Raw genomic sequence first — 18,851 nt, forward strand, 5'->3', positions numbered from 1 at the left:
CTGCGGTGGCGGTGGCGGCAACTACTGGGCCGAGGAGGTCGGCGAGCGCATCAACCAGAACCGCAGCCGCGAGGCCCTGGACACCGGTGCCGAGCGCATTGCCACGGCCTGTCCTTTTTGCCTGCTGATGCTCACCGATGGCACCAAGAAGTTTACCGAGGAACAAAAGGCCTTCGACATCGCCGAACTGGTGGCCGAGCGCCTGTAATCGGTTCTCCAGGACGTTCAAGTGACATTTGACCAAACAAGTCGCCGGGTTAAGTGTTAAGTTTGAAGTTTTAAGTGTTAAGAAAATGAATTCTGTCGATTTGATCATTAAATGGATTCGATCCGCCACTTAACACTTAAATCTTAACACTTTCTCGAAACGCCTCCGGACGTTTCAACGCACCTCAAATTAGGGAGAAAAAAATGGCAGATAAAAAAGTGGGCGTTCTCTTATCCGGTTGCGGCGTCTTTGACGGCGCCGAGATCCACGAGGCTGTCCTGACCCTGCTCTATATCGACCAACTGGGCGCCGAGGCCGTGTGCATGGCCCCAAACATCAACCAGGCCCAGGTGATCAACCATCTCACCCAGGCCGAGACCGACGAGACCCGCAATGTGCTGGTCGAATCGGCGCGCATTGCCCGGGGCGAGATCCAAAACCTGGCCGAGGTGACCGCCGATCAGATCGACGCCCTGATCCTGCCCGGCGGGTTCGGCGCGGCCAAGAACCTCAGCGAATTCGCCTTCAAGGGTCCCCAGGGCGCGGTCAACGGCCAGGTGAAGGATCTGCTGCTGGCCATGCTCGCCGCCGGCAAGCCCGTCGGCGCCTGTGCATCGCCCCGGCCACCGTGGGTATGGCCCTTTCCGAGAAAAGCCCGCTTTTGACCGTGGGTAGCGAGGAGGGCGTGATCGGTGCCCTGGCCGCCATCGGTGTCAAACACCAGCTGTGCACCGTGGATGAAATCGCCGTGGATGAGGCCAACAAAATCGTTACCACCCCGGCCTACATGCTCGGCCCCGGCATCAAGGACGTGGCCATTGGCATCGGTAAACTCGTCCAAAAAGTTCTGGAAATGGCTTGATGCGAAACCGGGCTTTTCAAATCGACTAAACCGAAAAACCGGGCCCCAGCGGCCCAGAAAGCGTGTGTACGTCCATGGTCGACCCCGCCATTTTGAAATCCCTCGCCTTTTACGATGACTTGTCCGATGAGATGATCGGCCGCCTGGCCGCCATTGCCGAAGTACGGGAATATCAGGAGGGCCACTTCCTGAACAAGCAGCGGCGCGGGGCCAAGTATTTCTACAACATCCTCGACGGCGAGATCAGCCTGGAGTTTGAGAGCCTGACCGGGAAAATCGTGCGCCTGGAAACCATCGTGGCCGGCGGTGCCATTGGTTTTTCCTCCCTGATCGAGATGGAAGAGAAAACCTATCTGTCCGACGCTCGGGCGATTTCACCGACCCGGGTGCTGCGGTTTTTAGCCAGCGACATGATGCTGCTCTTTTACCAGGATTTCGAGCTGGGTTTTTTGATCATGCGCCGGATCGCCAAAATCGCCAAGCGCCGCCTGATGTATCGTACGCATCCGATTCCGCAAATTCTGTCCATTTAGCTCCATCGGAAAGGTGCCTCATGGTTCACCCCCCTCATTTGGGCAGTCTCGCGCGATCCGGGGCGAAAAGCGACCGCTCCCTTACGGATCCGCTGCCAGACCCCGTCATCGACGCGGAGAATCTCTTTCGGCGGCTTCCCATGCTGGCCTTGTCCGAGGGGGAGGATGCCGTCGACATGATCGCCTATGAGGTGTTGAACCTTCTGATGAGCGGCGTCCGGGCCGACATCGGCCAGATCAACCTGCTCCCCAAAGGGGGCCGGGTGGAAAAAGTCTGTATTGTTAAAGACGGCCGGCCGTGGCTGCGCAAGGAGATGAACCTGCATCTCTTGGATCCCACCAAGGGGTTCACCGGGAGAGTCATGGAAACCGGTGAACCCTTGGTCACCAAGGATATCTGGGCGGCACCGGCCCCCGGTGAGAGCAACCCCTTCCTCGACCTTTACCCTTCGATGGACCCCCATTATCTGGAAGCGATCAAAAAACCCGTGGCCTCCACGATGATCATGCCCATCAAACGCAGCAGCGATGTCTTCTGCACGATCGAGTTGAGCCGTTACCGGGGCAGGCCGGCCTTCGACACCGTGGATGTGAAACCGGTGGAGACATTCATCAACCGCTATGGTTCTTTGATCATGGACTATATTCTCGATATCAAGAACCGCCTGGCGATTCGGATCGCCCATCAAAAACTCAATATTCTCGCCCGCTTGATCGGCTCCAACGCGCGCGTGGATTATACCGACGCCGTGGCCGCCTATCGCTCCTTTTCCTCAGCCGATCTCGGTTTTGCCTTTTTCCGGCGGGGTAACCGCAGACCGCCAGTCGATCTGATCCTCGTCGCCTGGCAGGAAGATACGGTCCAGGAAGTCTACTTTCCTGAGTTTGTCCCCTCATCGGACAGCATTCTGTACGATATGACAGACGTCTCCTATCCCTATGAAGGCCAGGCCGGTGATCGCCGCATGCACCGTTTCCGCGAGCGGATCAACGCCTACACGGCCATCAAGAAAAAGGAGCGCCGTTTTCTCCTGGAATGCATCGACAACATTCGCTCCTACGTCATCTATCCCCTGCACATGCTCAACCAGGATTTGGGTGCCGTCTGCCTGGCCTCCCACCGGCCGCAGTTCTGGAACTACCTGCACATGAATCCGTTTCTCACCTTGTACAATGCCCTGCTCAAATCCTTTTTGCTCAACGAACGCGCCGTCCGTCATCTCTCCGAAATCAGCCTGCGCATCCATAATCCGGGATTTTATTGTTTCGGTGCCTTGAAAGCGGCCCTGGCGAAAAACCATTCGGCCGCCTTGATGGACGATGCCGTGGTCCATTCCCTTTCCGGGCTGGATAGCCTCCTGACCGAACTGCATGAACAGGTCGACATCCTGAAGTTCCGCCCCAAGAACATCCACCTGCCCACTTGGCTGCGGGCATTCTTCAGTCAGAAGATGGCCTATTATCCCGAGCTGGATATCAAGATTGAGACAAAGATCCACCTGGCCACCAACTGCCTGATTCGTGCCAGCTATGAGCAACTGGAAACCATTTTCGAGAATCTCTTTGCCAACAGTCAACGGGCCATTATCACCCGACAGGCGAAGGAGGCCTCTGTCGTCGGCCGGATCACCATCACTCTGTGGAAGAAAAAGAATCAGATTGTCCTTGTCGTCCAGGACAATGGGATACCCTACAAAATGGTTTCGGGTCGCGGACAGCCACAGGTGAAAAGAATCATCAAGGATCTCGGGGGGCACTTTCGCAAGTACAAAACCCCTTATCGGCTCTACCTGTCCTTACCGTTTTTCGTATCCAATCCAAAGGGGGACTCACCATGAAAGTAAAGATCTTGTTTTTCGACGACATATTCAGCCATCTGTTCCGCAGCGAGCATGACAAGAATACCCTCGTATGGGACGATGCCTGGGTCGAATCGCTGGAGACGGCCCTCGTCGGTAAGAACGACCGTTTAAATTTGGATTTCAGCCTGGTCAAAAGCGGTGATATCGATTCGTGGCAAAGCATTGTGGAGAAGGAAAAGCCCGATGTGATCATCATGGATCATTACTGGCCCGAACATGCCTGGAAGAAATACGGCGACCGGGAGCGGGGAGGGGAGATCAGCCTGGAGACCCTGCGCCAGATCCGCGAGACCTTTCCTGATTTGCCGGTGATCTCCTATACCATCAAGCCGGATCGCGAACTCCTGGACAGCGCCTATGCCAGCGGTGTGACTTTTTTCATGGAAAAGGTGGCCATGGCGGTTCCGGAGGTTCATAACGCATTGAAATATATTATTATATATCTATTACGGAGATCTTGAAATCTTTCGGGGATTTTCATTTTTTCCACCCATGGCCATCGGCGATAGGCAGCCACACGGTCGTCGCGGCCAAGGGTGACGGACTGGGTTTTTTTCCATGAAGGGACTTTCCCTATGTGAAGCTTATTTCCGCGTCCATGGCATGCCGATGCTCGACGGTGGGTTCGCCGACCTGAAAGATCGCATCGCCGCAGGCTTGGTCGGCCATGGGTCGGAATGCTTCGGTTATGACGACGACATTTCCCGTGATCATGATTGGGGGCCGGGATTCATTCTCTGGCTCGACGCCGCCGATGACACCATCTTCGGTGATTTCCTGCGTAAGGCATACGACGCATTGCCCCGCCATTTTAAGGGGTATGCGCGGATGGAAAGTGCCTGGGGGCAAAACCGGGTCGGGGTTATGGAGATCGGAGAATTCTACAAAACCTATATCGGCACGGCCGACGCGCCGACCGATGCGATGCGGTGGCTGCTGATTCCGGAGGAAAATCTGGCCGCCTGCACCAACGGTCGCGTTTTCCATGATGGCGACGGAAAATTCACCGCCATCCGACAGGCATTGCTGGCCTACTATCCGGAGGATGTGCGCCTGAAGCGCATCGCCGGTCGGCTCATGTCGGCCGCCCAGTCGGGGCAATACAATCTTTCCCGGTGCGGGAAAAGAGGGGCCGTCTTTGCCGCCCGGTATGCCCGGGTCCACTTTTGCGACGATGCCATGCGCCTGGCGTTTTTGCTAAATCGCCGCTACTGTCCGTTTTATAAATGGCGCGAAAAAGCCCTCCCATCGCTGCCGATCCTGGGCGCATGGCTTTCCACGGAAATCCGCCACCTGCTGCAAACGCCGGATCCCGGGCAGATGGAAACGCATGTCGAACGGATCTGCGGCTGGATTATCGAAGAACTGCGGACCCAGGGCCTGAGTGACAGCGACAGTGATTTCCTTCTCGACCATGGCCCGATCGTTCAATCCCGGATTCGGGACCCGCGCATCCGGGAGTTGACCGTATGGTATGCCGGTGCCTGACGCCCGGCGTTGCGGTGTCATGGGATAACGATCGCCGGATCGCCGTGGACCGGCAACGGCCGCCCCCGTGATTTTGCTTAACTATTCATGATTTTACCAAATTTGTCCTTCGGGACCCCCTCTTTTTTTTCGAAATCCACCTGAATTGCAACGCGTTACGACGGGATCACCGCTTGACGTCCTTCCCAGAAAAACATATGAACAGCTAAATAAATTTTTTTCGCCGATTATTCACCTCCCTTTGACAAAATCGCGACATCTTTTCGGACCGGAATCCATCAACGGCGCAACTGGCCGATGGATTTTTCCGTTATCGGCGTATATCCAAGGACATCGATCATGGTATCCAAAAGCTCTAAAGCACAACGCCTTTCATCCACCGATTTTGCTTACCAAAGTATTCAGGGGCTCATTCTGTCAGGCAAATATAAACCTGGCCAGCGCTTGATTTACGCCAATCTGGAGAAAATTCTCGGCATCAGCAAGACCCCCATCATCAGCGCGTTGTCCCTGTTGGAAAGCCGGGGCTTTGTCAGCTATATTAAAAATCGTGGCTACTTTGTCACCGATATGGATTTGAATCGTTTGTCGCAACAAATGGGGCCGCAAGCCACCGGTGAGGTGAGCGCTGATCCGATGGATGCGACTGCCACGGACGATCTCTTTGCCCCCACCTCGATGAATGCCGTGATTTACGGGAAGATCAAGGAACTGATCCGGACGTTGAAAGTGGCGCCGGGACAGAAACTGGTCTACAGCGATCTTGAGAAAAAATTCGGTGTCAGCAAAACGCCCATCATCAATGCCCTCTCCAAGCTGGAAAGTGAAGGGTATGTCTACATCAAGAAAAATGTCGGCTGCTATGTCAAGGAGGTCCACCCGGACGAAATCAACGAAGTCATGGAAGCACGAACCTGCCTGGAGGTGTCCAATATCGACTTTATCATGCAGCATGTTACCGCGGAGGACATCGCCCAGTTGGAAACGCTGCAGGAAGCCTACTGTGCCCATAAAACCGACATCTTTGACCGCTTGAAGCTCATCGCCAATGCCAACTTTCACATTTGCCTGGCCCAGATGGGGCGGAATCGGTTCATGGTTCGATATATCCAGAGCATCTATGAATGGCTGGAGCTGCGGGTTCGGCTGGATGTGCTTCCTCCCGAGCGCATCATTCAATCCGAAAAGGAGCATGCTGAAATGATTGCCGCCCTTCATCGGCGGGATGCCGAGAAGCTTAAATCACTGCTTCGGAAGCACTTGAAGGCCACCGCCCCATTTCACCTGGAGGGTCGTTTCGTGAAGCCGTGACGGAATGGGGCGAATCGGGCCCCATTCCGTTGGCTTGCATGGTCTATCTTTTACGACGCCGTTCCTTTTACATGCTGTGCCGGAGCAGCGTCCCGAAAAGATGCGGCAGATCATCCAGATGATCGACAAACTGGACGAGCCTGCCGTACTCGTCCCTGAGCGATTGCTTCGCGGAAGGATTGCAGGCGATTCCGATGGTCAAGAGACGGATTTTTTTCTTTTCACAGAACCGGAGGGCATCTTTCACCCCGCACCCCCAGTTGGAGGCGCCGTCGGTGATATGGATAATGTAGGGCTTCTTGTTTTTGCGATTCAATTTAAGGGCCGCGGCGATCAGCACCTCGCCCGAGGCGGTTCTGCCATGGGGCAAAACGGTGTAGAAGCGATTTCCGCCGAAGATTTCAGTCAGGCGGCATTTATCCTTGACTTCATTATAGGTGAATAGGCGGGCATTCTTGTTGAATGACAGGATGGCGGAAAAAAGCGTCTGGGAAATGGTCAGGGCCTGATCCCACTTATTCGGATCGGCCATCGAACCGGTGGCGTCGACGACGATCATCATTTCCCGCAATAGCTCGAAACGGTTTTTTTTCACCACAAACGCCTTGCCGGTGGTCTGGGCCCGATAAAGCCGCCGGCGGTCGATCTTGCCCGAGGCCATGCCTCGGTTATACGTCGTCCGGCGTTGGCTGTTGGCCTTGACAATCTGTTTCAACTTGATCAGCAGTTGGGCGTCGATCTTGTCGGGGGCATCCATGACGATATCGTTCCCCATGATTTCCACCACATCTTCCATATTGCTCACATTGGCGCGGACTTCGGCGGTGTAATCCGGGTTCTTCTCCGTAACGTGACATTCCACCTTTTCAGCGATACTGAGGATGGCGGCCTTTTTTTTCTTTTTTTCTTCTTCGCTTTCCGTCTCCTCATCCTGCATTTTTTTTTGTACCAGAAACGGATCGCGGCGGTCGGCGGGCCAGAATTTGATATACTCGAGAAGTTCCGGCCAGATCGATTCATAAAGACGCAACCGATAACTGCACCGTTCGGTCACTCCCAGGATCCTCGGACAGTCCTGAATCAGCCTGGCCACAATGGAGTTCAGCAAGGCCAGCGGCTTGGCATAAAATTCCGTGAGGTCGACCTTGCCGCCGAGCATGACCATGGTCTTGTCAACATAGGGGTTGCGGTAGCGCGATCCGCCACGGTCCGCCGCTATTTCCCACCAGATGTGCAAGAGTTCGATCACCGTGGGGGGCTGAATGAAATCCTTGGCCTTTTCCGAGATTTCCCACAATCTGGCGGCTTCCGTGTAAAGCCCCATCGGGCTGATGTTGGAGAGACAGTCCAGGTACACCCTTTCGCACATATCGAAAAAAAGATTGAATTTGTAGCGATACGGCGGGGACATGTCGATCTTGGACTGAATATGCTCCTTGATCCGATCACTCCACTCGGTTCTCTCAAAGGCCTTGCGAACCGTGATGCCCACCATGATGTCGGTTTTTCCGGTGGGTACCGGATAGGTCCCCATGACCAATGAAGGATCGAGGGCGATGCCGTTTTTATGCTCCATGCCGGTCCAGACAATACTGCCCAGATTGCGCCCGATAAACGTGGCGACCTTCCTCAGGCCGGTGAGCAGCCTGGCCATTTCCAAGGTCTCCACCGGTGACGTGTTTTTGCGCCAAAAAGCGGAGTAACCTTCATTTCCGAGGACTTCAAACCGATCGATGGGCTGCCTGCGTATACTTGCATTGATATTCATGGGTGTCAGCCTTCCGTTCAATCTGGCGTTGGGATCGGAATCATCAAGTCATTGAAACGCATGCTCGAAAACCCCGTCCATGACCGTGCGCGCGGTCATGGACGGGGTGCTGTCGTTTTACTTCAAATCATCCCCTTAGACATGCTCCCGGAAACTCAACTTGCCTTCCTCATGCTTGGAGCAGGTCATGTTGTGTACATCCCGGATCCAGCGCTTCCAGATGGAGCCCATTGCCGTTCGGTTCACGGTGCACTGCCCCTGGTCCGGGTTGGTCGGATCGGCGATCTGCCATTTGCATTTCAGGCAAGGTTTTACGGTACCTTCTTCAACATGTAATTGACTGTCGACAACTTCCATTGCGAGCCTCCTTGTTTTGTCCGTTCCCTGCAATGGCCATGGAAACGTCCCGTCTGTCTTCCATCCGATGCAAATAATGCGCGGCTGCCTATTGCCCCAATTCCAGATTCATGAATTCGAAGTCCTGGGGACCGAAGTTTTGCTCGTTTCTGGCGATGATCGTATTCTGGCCATAGGTGGGAATATCGACAAAACGCGCGCTGAAGCCGGCGATGCGAACGATCAGGTCACGGTGTTTTTCCGGTTCCCGCTGGGCGGCGCGCATCTCATCCGTACTCACGCAGTTGAACTGCACGTGGTCGACATTGAGATCGTGCCAGGTATCCATATAGGCATGCCAGATATCGAAGCCGTGAACGCTGCGCATCATGGGGACCGCCAGACGCTGATTGAGCAGGTTGGCCTTCTGGTTTTTCTGAACCTTGGAGACTGATTTCAGAACCGCCGTGGGACCCTTGGTATCTGTTCCGAAGTAAGGTGAAATGCCGCCGTCATCGGCTGCCTCGCCGCCGTAACGGCCGTCCGGCGTGGGGCCGGTGCGGGAGCCCACCTCCATGTACAGGGCCACGGCCTGTCCGACGGGAAGCACCGGGCCGCCGGAATAGTTGGTCACCTTGGCCATCTCACCACCGAGGATGTCTTCGTAGAAGCTCTGGATAATGGTATCGGCGTAATCGTCGTCGTTGCCCCATTTGGGTGCGTTTTTGAAATCCTTGCGCATCTCCTCGTGGCCTTCCCAGTTGGCTTTGAGGGCGTCCATGAGCTGTTTCATGGTGTATTTCTTTTCATCATAAATCAGTTTTTTCATGGCCACAAGAGAGTTGGCGGCAACGATGGTCGTGATGGGATTGTGCCACCCGTTGGGCTGTTCGGACAAGTGGGTGGCCTCTTCGCCGAGTTCCATGCAGCCGTCGTCGATGCTGGAAACGAAGGGAATCTGCAGATACTGGGTTTCGATGTGCCGGCCCACGTCCTTGGCCCGTACCACCAGGCTCATTACGTAACTGTACTGTTTGCGGAAGGCCTCCAGCAGATCGTCATAGGTCTTGAAGTCTTCGGCATTTCCGGTTTCCGGACCCAGTTGCATGTCGGAGTAGGCCCAGTCGTATCCATTGTTGAGGGTAATCTCGAGGATCTTGGCCGGGAAGATGGCGCTGCCGCCCTCGGAGCGGGTTTTCTGGGATTTGCGCCGCCCGCACAATCCCGGCGACATGCAAAGCACGTTGCACCAGTCATGGGCCTCCTCGTCCGTGGCCCCGTTGTTGTTCATGCTGAACTTGCTGTAGTATTTCATCTGCTCGATACCGACGTCATCATTCTTGATCGACGGGTACCCGAGACCGTCGCGAACACAGTTGAATACCTTGCGCAGGGTCTGGGGCCTGTTTTTCTTGGAGTAGCGGAAAACGATGGACGGCTCCGTCGTACGGATGTTGCGCGCCCCCTCGAGGATCGCATCGGTCATGTCGTTGCAGCCGTCGGACCCGTCCCGGTTGGTCCCGCCGAGGGTCAGGATGAAAAGATCGTTGGATCCGGGGAAAATTTCCCGATAGCCTCTGGACTTCCCGGCACCGTGCTCGGAAATCTTGAGCCGTTCCATCTCCACGTATTCAACGACATCGGCATGGGTCATGGGCTGGAAGGTCTTATCGATCACACTGGCCTTGTAGTAGGGGTAGAGCACCTTGTCTTCCTTGTGGGCGAAACCGCTGGCATAGCGTTCGATGCCGTGGCAGACGAGAAACGTATACCACTTGGCCTGGAAGGCATCCTTCAGTCCCTTGCAGGGCTCTGCCGGAACCCGGTTACTGATTTCGGCCATCTCCATCAACTCTTTCTTGCGATCCGGATCCGACTCGAAGTTTTCCGCCACGATCTTGCAGAGCCGGGCGTAGCGGCGCGCCCAGGCGATCACCGCCTTGTCGGCGATGACCATCGCCTGCCAGTTGTCGATCTTGGGGATCCAGCTGAGCTGCTTGCTGCCATCCCAGGGTTCCTTGGCCAGTTCGGCCTTGGCTTCCTTGATATGTTCCTCGGCCATTTTGATGCGCTTGAGCAGGCCGTCCTCGAGGACCGTCTCGTAAGGCGGAATGATGCTGTTGTAACCATGGGCGAAAGTCGGTGCCTCCATGGTACTGACCTGATACATGCGCGTAAGGTCGATGGGATCGAAGTACTGTTCGCACTTGGCTTGCAGGCTGTACGGCTTCCAGTAGTCGTTGATGGCTTCCGCCTCGGCTTCCGGCTGTGGCGAGTAATCGCTCATCAGGTAATCTTTGACGTTCATGTAGGAGAGTTCGGGATAGAGCGGGAAGTAGTTAGGGTCCTCGGCGTGGTAGCCGATGATTTTCTCATCGGTCTGCAAACAGATGGTCCCCTTGTTCAGGCAACGCTCCAGAATCAGTGCCCGCCGAGTGACCTCGGGTTTTCCGCGCGAAGCCTTATGGGCCTCGGTGACCAGCCGCATGCGTTCGATTCCGGCACGCACGCCGTGCTCGACGAACTCCCCGGCGGAGGCGTGTTTCCACCGGCACCGGGCTTTCAGCCGTTTGGTGCGCTCCGTGGATGGCTTGGCCAGATGCTCATGGAGTTCATCATCGGGAATTTTCTCCTCTTCGGGATTCTCGAACGGGAAATCGATTACCTTGCCTTTATATTCTACCGCCGGTGCCATTGTCGCCATTTGGTTTCCTCCCCTTGTTTGGCTATTTTTTCTGAAACTGCGTGCACGAATCGGTCGAAACGAATACCGGCCTGGAAAGCCAGTAGGTCCCTTTTTCGTCGCGTTTTTCAGTCACGCAATCCCCCTTGTCCGGCTCAAAATCATCGGCATTTTCCGGGACCCTGAAAAAGAACGTACATTCTCCGCATGTTGCCATGGTGAATCCTCCTTGTTTTATGGTAATTGGCATCTATTTAAATAGATACAGGCTGCTAAAAGAGTTAGTTGACCACCTCCCTTCGCTGGGGTCTTTCTCCTTTCTCGGTTCCCATTCCCACCACACCACCGACATTTATCCCCACGATGCCGGCCTTTGAAAGTTCCCGAGCGAGTATTCTTATCTGCTCACCGGGCTTGTCCTCGACGCCTTTGTACGCGTATGTCTCTGTCCGCCCGAGAAAGTTATACTTTCCCTCGCCATAGGCGTGGAACGGAAGAATATCGACGCCGGTCAACATCTCGGCGTATGGGGCGAGAAAATTCACGTAAGCCCGGCAATCGTCGGCACTATCGTTAAAATCCGGGATGATGGGAAGATGAATTCTCACATTGGCATCGTTTTCGATTAACAGCCCGATGTTCTCGAGAATCGGTTCCAGTGGCCAGCCAATTGCCTGGCGGTGTTTCACCGGATCCATCGACTTGATGTCCACGATGAACAAATCGATGGTGTCGAGAAGTGGACGGATGACCTTGAAGTTGGGAAAGCAACTGGTCTCCATGGCCACATGGATTCCTTTTTCTTTAAGTCGCCTTGAAAGCGCCAGGGAGAAATCGGGGAAATACAGCGGATCCCCGCCGCTCAGGGTTACCCCACCACCGGACCGCTTGTAAAACGGCTGGTCGGACAGGCATTCGCGCAGGATTTCGTCCATGGTCAGCATTTGGCCGACCGCTTCCCGTGCCCCGCTCATGCAGGCGTCGACACAGCTTGTGCACGCAATACACTGGTCACGATCGATTTTGATACTAGGGGTTCCGTCCGACCCGATTTCCAGGGTGCATGCCTCCTGCGGGCAAACTTCCACGCACCTGCCGCATCCGGTACAAAGATTGGGGTAGTAGTATATTTCTCTTTTTCGGTTTTGGGTTTCCGGGTTGTGGCACCAGGGGCAGTGCAACGGGCACCCTTTCATGAAAACGGTGGTACGGATGCCCGGTCCGTCCTGCAGACAGAAACGCTGAATTTCCGTAATTAAAGGCATCTTGATGGTTTGTTGTTCGTTAGAGACCATTGTGCCTCCCTTTTTATGGGTCGTTAAACGGCTTGTACGCCGACTGTGATCGGGCAGCGGACGCAATGCCGGTGTCGAATATAAAATCCAGAATATCTGCTATGTTAATTTAATGAATTTTATTCATCATAAGTGTAAATGCCATGCGCTTTGTGTGGGAAGAATATAATGTGATATCTGATTACATGTCAATAATAAAATACAAAACGTATAGACATTGAATGCTATCCATTTTAAATCCCAATGGATATAAGGTTGCCGGAAATAAATAGATACCTGGATGGTCCGGTCGGAGCGGTTCGAAAGGGGCGTGGTGCCCCATTGGCGGGGATCGAAAGACGTAGCCGGGAAAAGGTAATCAGATGGGAACGAAGATCATGCAGATCAGATCGTTGTCATATCCGTCGCCGCGCTTGTATTCGCGGTATCCCTCGGATACCTGCAGGCCCATGGTGTAGGAATGGTCGCCCAGCTCGACAATGGTCGATTCACGAGCCCCTTTGGGGCGCCGGAAAAAGTGGTTCGGCAGAGGCAGTTCACTACCTACGGGGTAGTCGGCATGGGTGCTGGCAACAATGGTTTGGGTACGGTCGGCAAACAGAGCGATACTGCCTTCCAAAACCGCTTTTTTTCATTTTTTGGCAGTACATCGGTCAACATGGCCTGAAACTGCGGTTCGGCATCGAATACAATCTGGATCACCCCGACGGTCCGTTTGTCGTTTTGGGGATCGCGCACGGCCGTGCTGTAGATATAGGTGGGACGTCCACCGTATAGTATCGAGGGCGCAAACGCCGAAACGCAATAGGCCTTGCTGGAGGTTAATCCCAACGCTTCGCGTACCAGGTTCGGGTCCAGGGTCATCCCCACCAATGCCTGGCCGGATGGCATGTCCGGTTCGACGAAGCGCTCTTCCAGTTCGTCAGGCGGGAGTGAGGTGGCCACCACCTCGCCATGGGTGTCGGCCAATACGAGTCTTAAATAAGGGGTGTACAAATCGTTGATGTACTGCAGGTTGTTTGTCAGGGCCTGCCGTTCCGATTCGCTCAACCCGTGATCCCCGTGCTTGGTCAAGAGTTCACGGAACATGGGCGTCAGGGCCCACCAGCAGACGTCGTTGGCCCGTTCGTACAAATTGCGGTCGGCGATATTGTTGCCTTGGAAGGCCCTGAACTGAACATCGTTGAACAGCGAGGTAACCACAGTGGTTTGAAGATTCTGGATGGCGGCTGAAAAAAGATCGTCGATCTCCTCACCGATCCATTTGACAAAGTGCAGGACTTCGACAAATGCCTTGGCCTGGAATTTACTCGCCTTGACCTGGCCGTTGATACTGTCGAGTTTCATGTCGTCCAAAAGGATTTCAGACGCGGCCTTGATGGCCGACAGATCCTTTGAGAAGTGTTGCAGCTTGCTCAGGGCCGTGGCATCAAGGGATTCCGTTTCCGGATCGACCTTGAAGGCCGATTCCAGATCGATCATGGCCAGGGCGTACCAGGTGAGGCCATAAAATCCCTGGTACCCGTCGGTGGCCACCGTGGCCGCCAGGTAGTTCTTCCCATTAAAAGAGAGAAACCTGAAATCCGTGTTCAGGTCCACCGGAACCTTGGCGGCAGGCGACAGAATCTCCGGCCGGTTTGAAGACATGACATTGCCTTGCCCGTCCAGAATGGCCACGACGATCTGGTCGTTGCCCTGCTTCAGGTCTTTAAAGATGCGCTCCATCTCATCCTTGAAATCGAAACAGAGGCAGAGCGTTCCCAGGGCGGCTTGCCGGTCGGGATCCTCGATCTTCTGCGAATAAACCAGCACCTTTCCCTGGCCGGGACAAAGGTCACTCTCCCTGAAGGTCTCCACGTACTTGTCTTCACTCAAATCGTGGTGCAAATCGATGGCCTGGGTTTTTCCCAGCAAGGGGTCCTTCGAAGCGGTGATCCGGTTTTCCGGGTCTATGTTGACCTGGACCTGCCCGTGCCGATCCAGAATGATGATCTCATTGTAAACCGTATACTCGTAACGGTAATCGGCCAGCCGCGTGCCGACAAATTCAGCACGCCGGGAGATGTCGTTGTTGCTTTCTTCTTGGCGTACCGTTTTGAGGAAGCTGACAATCTCGGCGTCGGTGGCGAGATAGCCCACGTCAGCGGTCCGTTCGAATAGATTGCGTTTTAGAATGTTGATGGCGAACTTGGCCGCATCGGTGATTTCAAAGACGACCTTTTTGACCATTTCAAAAAGAATCGCGTCAACGAGTTGCTCTTGAATGTCCCCGTATTTGATCTTGGTGGCGCGCATGTCCTGGATCAAGGGTTCGAACAGCCTGGCGGCCTCCGTTTTCATGCAGCCGGTCTCGATCAGTCCGGCCGTGATCGCACCGGCCCATCGTTTGTTGATGGCGTTGAACTTATCGATGTAATGCGAAACCAGGGGGATTGCTTTCAACAGCCGGTCTTTGTGATGCTGAATGACATTCTGATCCATGAATCGTCCTTTATGCGAATTGCACCTGAGCCACAGCAACAATAGGGGCCTATGCGATCAACGGGAATATCCGGTTGTCAGGAGGAACATCGCTCGATGACTTCAGATTTGTCCCTAAATCGTCACTTTTCCGAGTTACTTAAACATAAATGTGTTTCATTGCTTGCAACGATACATTTTTGTGCCTTTCGAATTGCCTATCCGTCATCCGGTGCTGACGCTCCCGGGCGTCTCGCATAAAAGCGATCCTTGCAACCGATGGTCCTGTACAGAAAAAGAAAACGCCTTGACTTCAACTTTCGTCTCATTTAGGTAAGTCGGTCACGCATGGCGGCTGAAGCCGCTTCCCGTTGGATCGACCACTGCGTTACCCAATCAGCACCATTGCCGTTTACCGGCGGCAATCTGCACGACAACAGAACCAAAGGCCATGAAGGTCCGCGTTCCCGTAAAGCCGGGGGGAGGATCTGTCATGGCCTTTTTTTCTGCCTCCCTCTACGGCGCCGTCTGGCTTCGAATTGAAGGATTCCCATTGACCTGAAGAGAGGAGATGCATGATGTGCGCAAGAAGATGGCCAGTGATCGGGTTGTTCCTCCTTTGCCTGATCTCCCAAGGGCCTCCATGGCCGAGTCGTCGCAAAACGAGGTGGTGCGGATGGATGACATCGTGGTGTCGGCGACCAAAACCGAAAAGTTGATCACGGATGCGCCTGGTAGCGTGACTGTAATCGATCGGCAAGCGTTACAGAACAAAGATATTCAGACGGTGGATGACGCCCTCAACACCATCGCTGGCGTTTTTATAAAACGTTCCAAGGGGTTGATGGATTCCACGGCGGCGATCAACATGCGCGGCTTTTACGGTGACAAGTACACCTTGATCCTCATCGATGGCCAGCCACTCAACGACGCCTACACCGGCGGCGTCGATTGGGGATCCATTCCGGTGGACAACATCGCGCGCATCGAGGTGATTCGCGGTGCCGCGTCGGCCCTATATGGTGGCAACGCCATGGGTGGGGTGGTCAACATCATCACTCAAACGCCGGAAAAACTGGAACTGGCGGCCAGTGGCGGCTACGGTACCAACGCCACCTGGCGTTATCGCCTCAGTGCCGGCAACCGTTTCGGCGACCGGCTGAGCGTCCGCATCGGTTGGGAAGAGCAGCAGACCGATGGCTACGAAACCACGCCGGTGGTCAAGACCATCACTTCCGGCACGGGTAATGTCGCAGGTGGATATGCCATGGACAACAAGCATGGCGAGGCCACCTCCTGGGTCGTGGGCGACAAGGGCGAAAATGGGGCCAAGCGCAGCAACCTGAACGGTAAGATCAGCTTCAATTTCTCGGATACGGGAGAGATTGTGTTCACCGCGACATCCGGAAAAAACGAATATGATTACGGCCGGCCCAATTCCTATATGGGAACCTTCGGCGATGGACCCACCTATGCCATCGCCGGCAGCGGTCAGCGGGCCAGATTCGTTCCCAACGATTTTATCAATTACACGGGCATGGGCAAAAACGAGACGGAGACCTATGCCCTGTCGGCCAAGGAGCTGTTCGGACCCGTACGGATCAGCTTCCAGGGCGGCACGGTCCAGGTGGATGACCGCTACACGACAGAGAGCGGCAGCGGCAACGATGGCTACGACGATTCGGCCGGCTCGCTGAAAATCACTGAAAACGAGAGCTGGTTCGGCGAGCTGCGCGGCGACCTTCCCCTTGGCGACGCCCATACCCTGACCCTGGGAACTGCCTATCGCACCGACCAGTCCGACACCAACGACTACAATGTCCCCTTTTACCGCAGTTATTCCGGCGCGGGGTCAAGTACGTTTTACTCCGGGGGAAATTCCAAAACCTGGGCCGTGTTCGCCCAGGACGAGTGGCGCATCATCGATCCGCTGACCCTATATCTGGGCCTGCGATACGACCAGTGGAAGGTCTATGATGGCGCATCGGGTGAACCGGGGGCGGAAATCGATTATGACAGCAACGAAGAATCCGAACTCAGCCCCAAGGTTGCCGCCGTATGGAAGGCCTTGGATAATACCACGGTCAAGGCATCGGTGGGGCATGGATTCCGTCCGCCCACGCTTTACGAGCTTTACCGGTCCTGGACCTCCTATTCGACGACCTACGAAAGCAATCCCGACCTCAAGCCCGAAACCGTCTGGGCCTATGAACTCGGCGTCGAGCAGGCTTTCTTCGACGGCAGGAGCCGACTTTCGCTGACCGGCTACCGCAACGACATCGAGGATCTGATCTACTACCGGACCGACGGCTCATCCAAGATTCGCACCAACGCCGGCAAGGCCCGTACCCTCGGAATCGAACTCGAAGCCCGGCAGGCACTTACGGACTGGCTCGCCGTGTGGGGTAACTTCACCTATACGGATGCCAAGATCACGGAAAACGACACCGATCCGGATAGCGAGGACCAGCAGGTCTGCGGGATTCCCCAACGGACCTGGAACATCGGGGCGGACGCCCGGTTCGAATGGATCAAGGCGAGTCTGGTGGGGCGCTACTACAGCAAGATTTACAACGATTCAGATAACAAGGATACGGCAGAAGGCGTCTATGGGACCTATGAACCGGCGTTTTTCATGGATGCCAAGGTGACCGTGACTCCGTTGGACTGGATGGAATTTTCAGTTTCGGTGGACAACATCTTCGACGAAACCTACTACGAATATTATGAAACCGACGGCTGCACGGTGTTTGCCGAGCTGACCGTGCGCTATTGAGTCTGGTGATCCCGATGGGTTACCGGTTTCCCTTGAAGACCATTTCCAACTCGCACTGCCGCCCTTGGGGTGTGGCAGGCCTGGTCCTCATGGGCATCCTGCTGGTGTCGGCGGCGTCTTTGGTTCCGCCTGCCCGGGCCATGGAGGTCACCGATGCCCTGGGCCGGCACGTCAGCGTGGCCACGCCGGTACGGCGCATCGTGGCCCTCAACTCCGACGCAGTGGAAATCCTGCGCACCCTGGGTGTCCAGGAGCGGGTGGTGGCGGTGCATGCCGAGATTCTCCGCGAACCGGCATTCTGGGGCCCTCTGGCCGACCTTCCCAAGGCCGGCGGCTGGCGCACGCCCAATCTGGAGGCTATCGCGGCCTTTGAGCCGGACCTGGTCCTGGCCTACAGCCGCAATCCCGGCGAGGAACTGGATCGTAAGATGGCGGCCATGGGGATTGCCGTGTTGCGCCTCGATTTTTATAAGCTCGCAAGCCTTGAGGCCGAAGTGCGCACCCTGGGCCGGCTGTTGGGGCAAGACAAGGAGGCCCAGGCCTTTTGTGAGTGGTACACCGGCCGTCTGGCCCTGGTCCGTGACCGTCTGGCCGGTGTGACCCATCAACCCGCCGTCTACATCGAAAGCTACTCCGATCTGGCCACCACCGGACCGGGCTCGGGGGCCCATGAGATGTGCCTTTCGGCCGGTGGCCGCAATATCGCCGGCAACATGGCCCTGCCTTATCCCAAAGTCACGTCCGAATGGGTGGTGGCCCAAAACCCCGCGGTGATTGTCAAGGCCGCCGCCTGGGGCAACGGGTATCAGGCCACGGACGCCTCCTATTTTAATGGCATGCGTGACAGTTTAATGATCCGGCCGGTCTGGTCGACAATCCCGGCAGTTCAACGCGGCCGCGTCCATGTGATGGACAGCGCCATCTGGACCGGCCCCCGCGCCCTGATCGGCATCGCCTGGCTGGCGCGCTGGTTCCACCCCGAGCGCTTCGCCGATGTGGATCCGGAAAGTTGGCATCGGGAGTACCTTGAACGGTTTCAGGGAATTCCCTACCAGGGGGTCTATGTCTCCGAACCGATTCCACGGGTGACGCATTGAGTGCCACGGACGCCATCCCCCTGGCTTATCGCCGGCGCACCAACGCACGTCTGTTGTTCATCGTGGTGGCCGGCCTGGCCGTGACGGCGATGGCCATGGCCGCCCTTGGCGTGGGCGCCTCGGGGTTGAGCCTCGGAGAGGTGGTGCGGGCCCTGTTCGCCGAATCCGGGCG

General features: G+C 55.6%; 17 protein-coding genes. 10 read left to right on the forward strand and 7 right to left on the reverse strand.

Features of this window, described 5'->3' with window-relative positions; all coding sequences use genetic code 11:
- The 8 genes from JCM12296_RS23050 to JCM12296_RS23080 all read left to right on the forward strand — a co-directional run.
- Positions 1 to 208: heterodisulfide reductase-related iron-sulfur binding cluster (locus JCM12296_RS23050; protein WP_172684051.1), on the forward strand; the 208-nt coding region annotated here is incomplete at its 5' end.
- 203 nt (positions 209 to 411) lie between these two features.
- Positions 412 to 873 (forward strand): isoprenoid biosynthesis glyoxalase ElbB, encoded by a 462-nt coding sequence (gene elbB, locus JCM12296_RS23055; protein WP_246804763.1) that lies wholly within the window; start codon positions 412 to 414, stop codon positions 871 to 873.
- Positions 843 to 1,070 carry a type 1 glutamine amidotransferase family protein gene (locus JCM12296_RS45445; protein ID WP_246804765.1) on the forward strand — a complete coding sequence of 76 codons (228 nt, stop codon included), beginning with the start codon at positions 843 to 845 and terminating at the stop codon, positions 1,068 to 1,070. Before elbB ends, JCM12296_RS45445 begins: the two co-directional genes overlap by 31 nt.
- A gap of 74 nt (positions 1,071 to 1,144) precedes the next feature.
- Positions 1,145 to 1,603 (forward strand): Crp/Fnr family transcriptional regulator, encoded by a 459-nt coding sequence (locus JCM12296_RS23060; RefSeq protein WP_054698465.1) that lies wholly within the window; start codon positions 1,145 to 1,147, stop codon positions 1,601 to 1,603.
- A gap of 20 nt (positions 1,604 to 1,623) precedes the next feature.
- Positions 1,624 to 3,441 carry an ATP-binding protein gene (locus JCM12296_RS23065; RefSeq protein WP_054698467.1) on the forward strand — a complete coding sequence of 606 codons (1,818 nt, stop codon included), beginning with the start codon at positions 1,624 to 1,626 and terminating at the stop codon, positions 3,439 to 3,441.
- Complete coding sequence (locus tag JCM12296_RS23070) at positions 3,438 to 3,926, forward strand: response regulator (RefSeq protein WP_054698469.1); 489 nt, start codon at positions 3,438 to 3,440, stop codon at positions 3,924 to 3,926. The genes JCM12296_RS23065 and JCM12296_RS23070 overlap by 4 nt, the downstream gene beginning before the upstream one ends.
- Positions 3,927 to 4,023: 97 nt before the next feature.
- Positions 4,024 to 4,953, forward strand: coding sequence for a DUF4037 domain-containing protein (locus JCM12296_RS23075; protein WP_054698471.1), 930 nt, complete (start codon positions 4,024 to 4,026; stop codon positions 4,951 to 4,953).
- A 339-nt stretch (positions 4,954 to 5,292) separates the two neighbouring features.
- The gene (locus tag JCM12296_RS23080; RefSeq protein ID WP_172684052.1) at positions 5,293 to 6,264 is read left to right on the forward strand and encodes a GntR family transcriptional regulator; all 972 of its coding nucleotides are present in this window, start codon (positions 5,293 to 5,295) and stop codon (positions 6,262 to 6,264) included.
- A 67-nt stretch (positions 6,265 to 6,331) separates the two neighbouring features.
- Here the strand turns inward: JCM12296_RS23080 and JCM12296_RS23085 are convergent, their stop codons facing one another.
- The 7 genes from JCM12296_RS23085 to JCM12296_RS23110 all read right to left on the reverse strand — a co-directional run bounded on the left by JCM12296_RS23085 (position 6,332) and on the right by JCM12296_RS23110 (position 14,827).
- Entirely contained in the window at positions 6,332 to 8,032 is a 1,701-nt protein-coding gene (locus JCM12296_RS23085) for a vWA domain-containing protein (protein ID WP_054698475.1), read from the reverse strand.
- A 135-nt stretch (positions 8,033 to 8,167) separates the two neighbouring features.
- Positions 8,168 to 8,389 (reverse strand): benzylsuccinate synthase beta subunit family protein, encoded by a 222-nt coding sequence (locus JCM12296_RS23090; RefSeq protein ID WP_054698478.1) that lies wholly within the window; start codon positions 8,387 to 8,389, stop codon positions 8,168 to 8,170.
- Positions 8,390 to 8,477: 88 nt separating this feature from the next.
- Positions 8,478 to 11,072 carry a glycyl radical protein gene (locus JCM12296_RS23095; RefSeq protein WP_054698480.1) on the reverse strand — a complete coding sequence of 865 codons (2,595 nt, stop codon included), beginning with the start codon at positions 11,070 to 11,072 and terminating at the stop codon, positions 8,478 to 8,480.
- A gap of 22 nt (positions 11,073 to 11,094) precedes the next feature.
- Complete coding sequence (locus JCM12296_RS23100; RefSeq protein WP_054698482.1) at positions 11,095 to 11,268, reverse strand: benzylsuccinate synthase gamma subunit family protein; 174 nt, start codon at positions 11,266 to 11,268, stop codon at positions 11,095 to 11,097.
- A 64-nt stretch (positions 11,269 to 11,332) separates the two neighbouring features.
- Entirely contained in the window at positions 11,333 to 12,346 is a 1,014-nt protein-coding gene (locus JCM12296_RS23105; protein WP_083456427.1) for a glycyl-radical enzyme activating protein, read from the reverse strand.
- Positions 12,347 to 12,704: 358 nt separating this feature from the next.
- Positions 12,705 to 12,965 (reverse strand): hypothetical protein, encoded by a 261-nt coding sequence (locus JCM12296_RS38805; RefSeq protein ID WP_157067831.1) that lies wholly within the window; start codon positions 12,963 to 12,965, stop codon positions 12,705 to 12,707.
- Positions 12,890 to 14,827, reverse strand: a complete 1,938-nt coding sequence (locus tag JCM12296_RS23110; RefSeq protein WP_054698484.1) for a cache domain-containing protein — start codon at positions 14,825 to 14,827, stop codon at positions 12,890 to 12,892. The genes JCM12296_RS38805 and JCM12296_RS23110 overlap by 76 nt, the downstream gene beginning before the upstream one ends.
- A gap of 559 nt (positions 14,828 to 15,386) precedes the next feature.
- Here JCM12296_RS23110 and JCM12296_RS23115 point away from each other — a divergent pair.
- Together JCM12296_RS23115 and JCM12296_RS23120 are read left to right on the forward strand one after the other, a co-directional pair.
- Positions 15,387 to 17,582 (forward strand): TonB-dependent receptor plug domain-containing protein, encoded by a 2,196-nt coding sequence (locus JCM12296_RS23115; RefSeq protein ID WP_172684053.1) that lies wholly within the window; start codon positions 15,387 to 15,389, stop codon positions 17,580 to 17,582.
- Positions 17,583 to 17,596: 14 nt separating this feature from the next.
- Complete coding sequence (locus JCM12296_RS23120) at positions 17,597 to 18,679, forward strand: ABC transporter substrate-binding protein (protein WP_054698489.1); 1,083 nt, start codon at positions 17,597 to 17,599, stop codon at positions 18,677 to 18,679.
- Positions 18,680 to 18,851 lie beyond the last annotated feature (172 nt).

The sequence above is a fragment of the Desulfosarcina cetonica JCM 12296 genome (genome assembly GCF_001311845.1).
Classification (GTDB): domain Bacteria; phylum Desulfobacterota; class Desulfobacteria; order Desulfobacterales; family Desulfosarcinaceae; genus Desulfosarcina; species Desulfosarcina cetonica.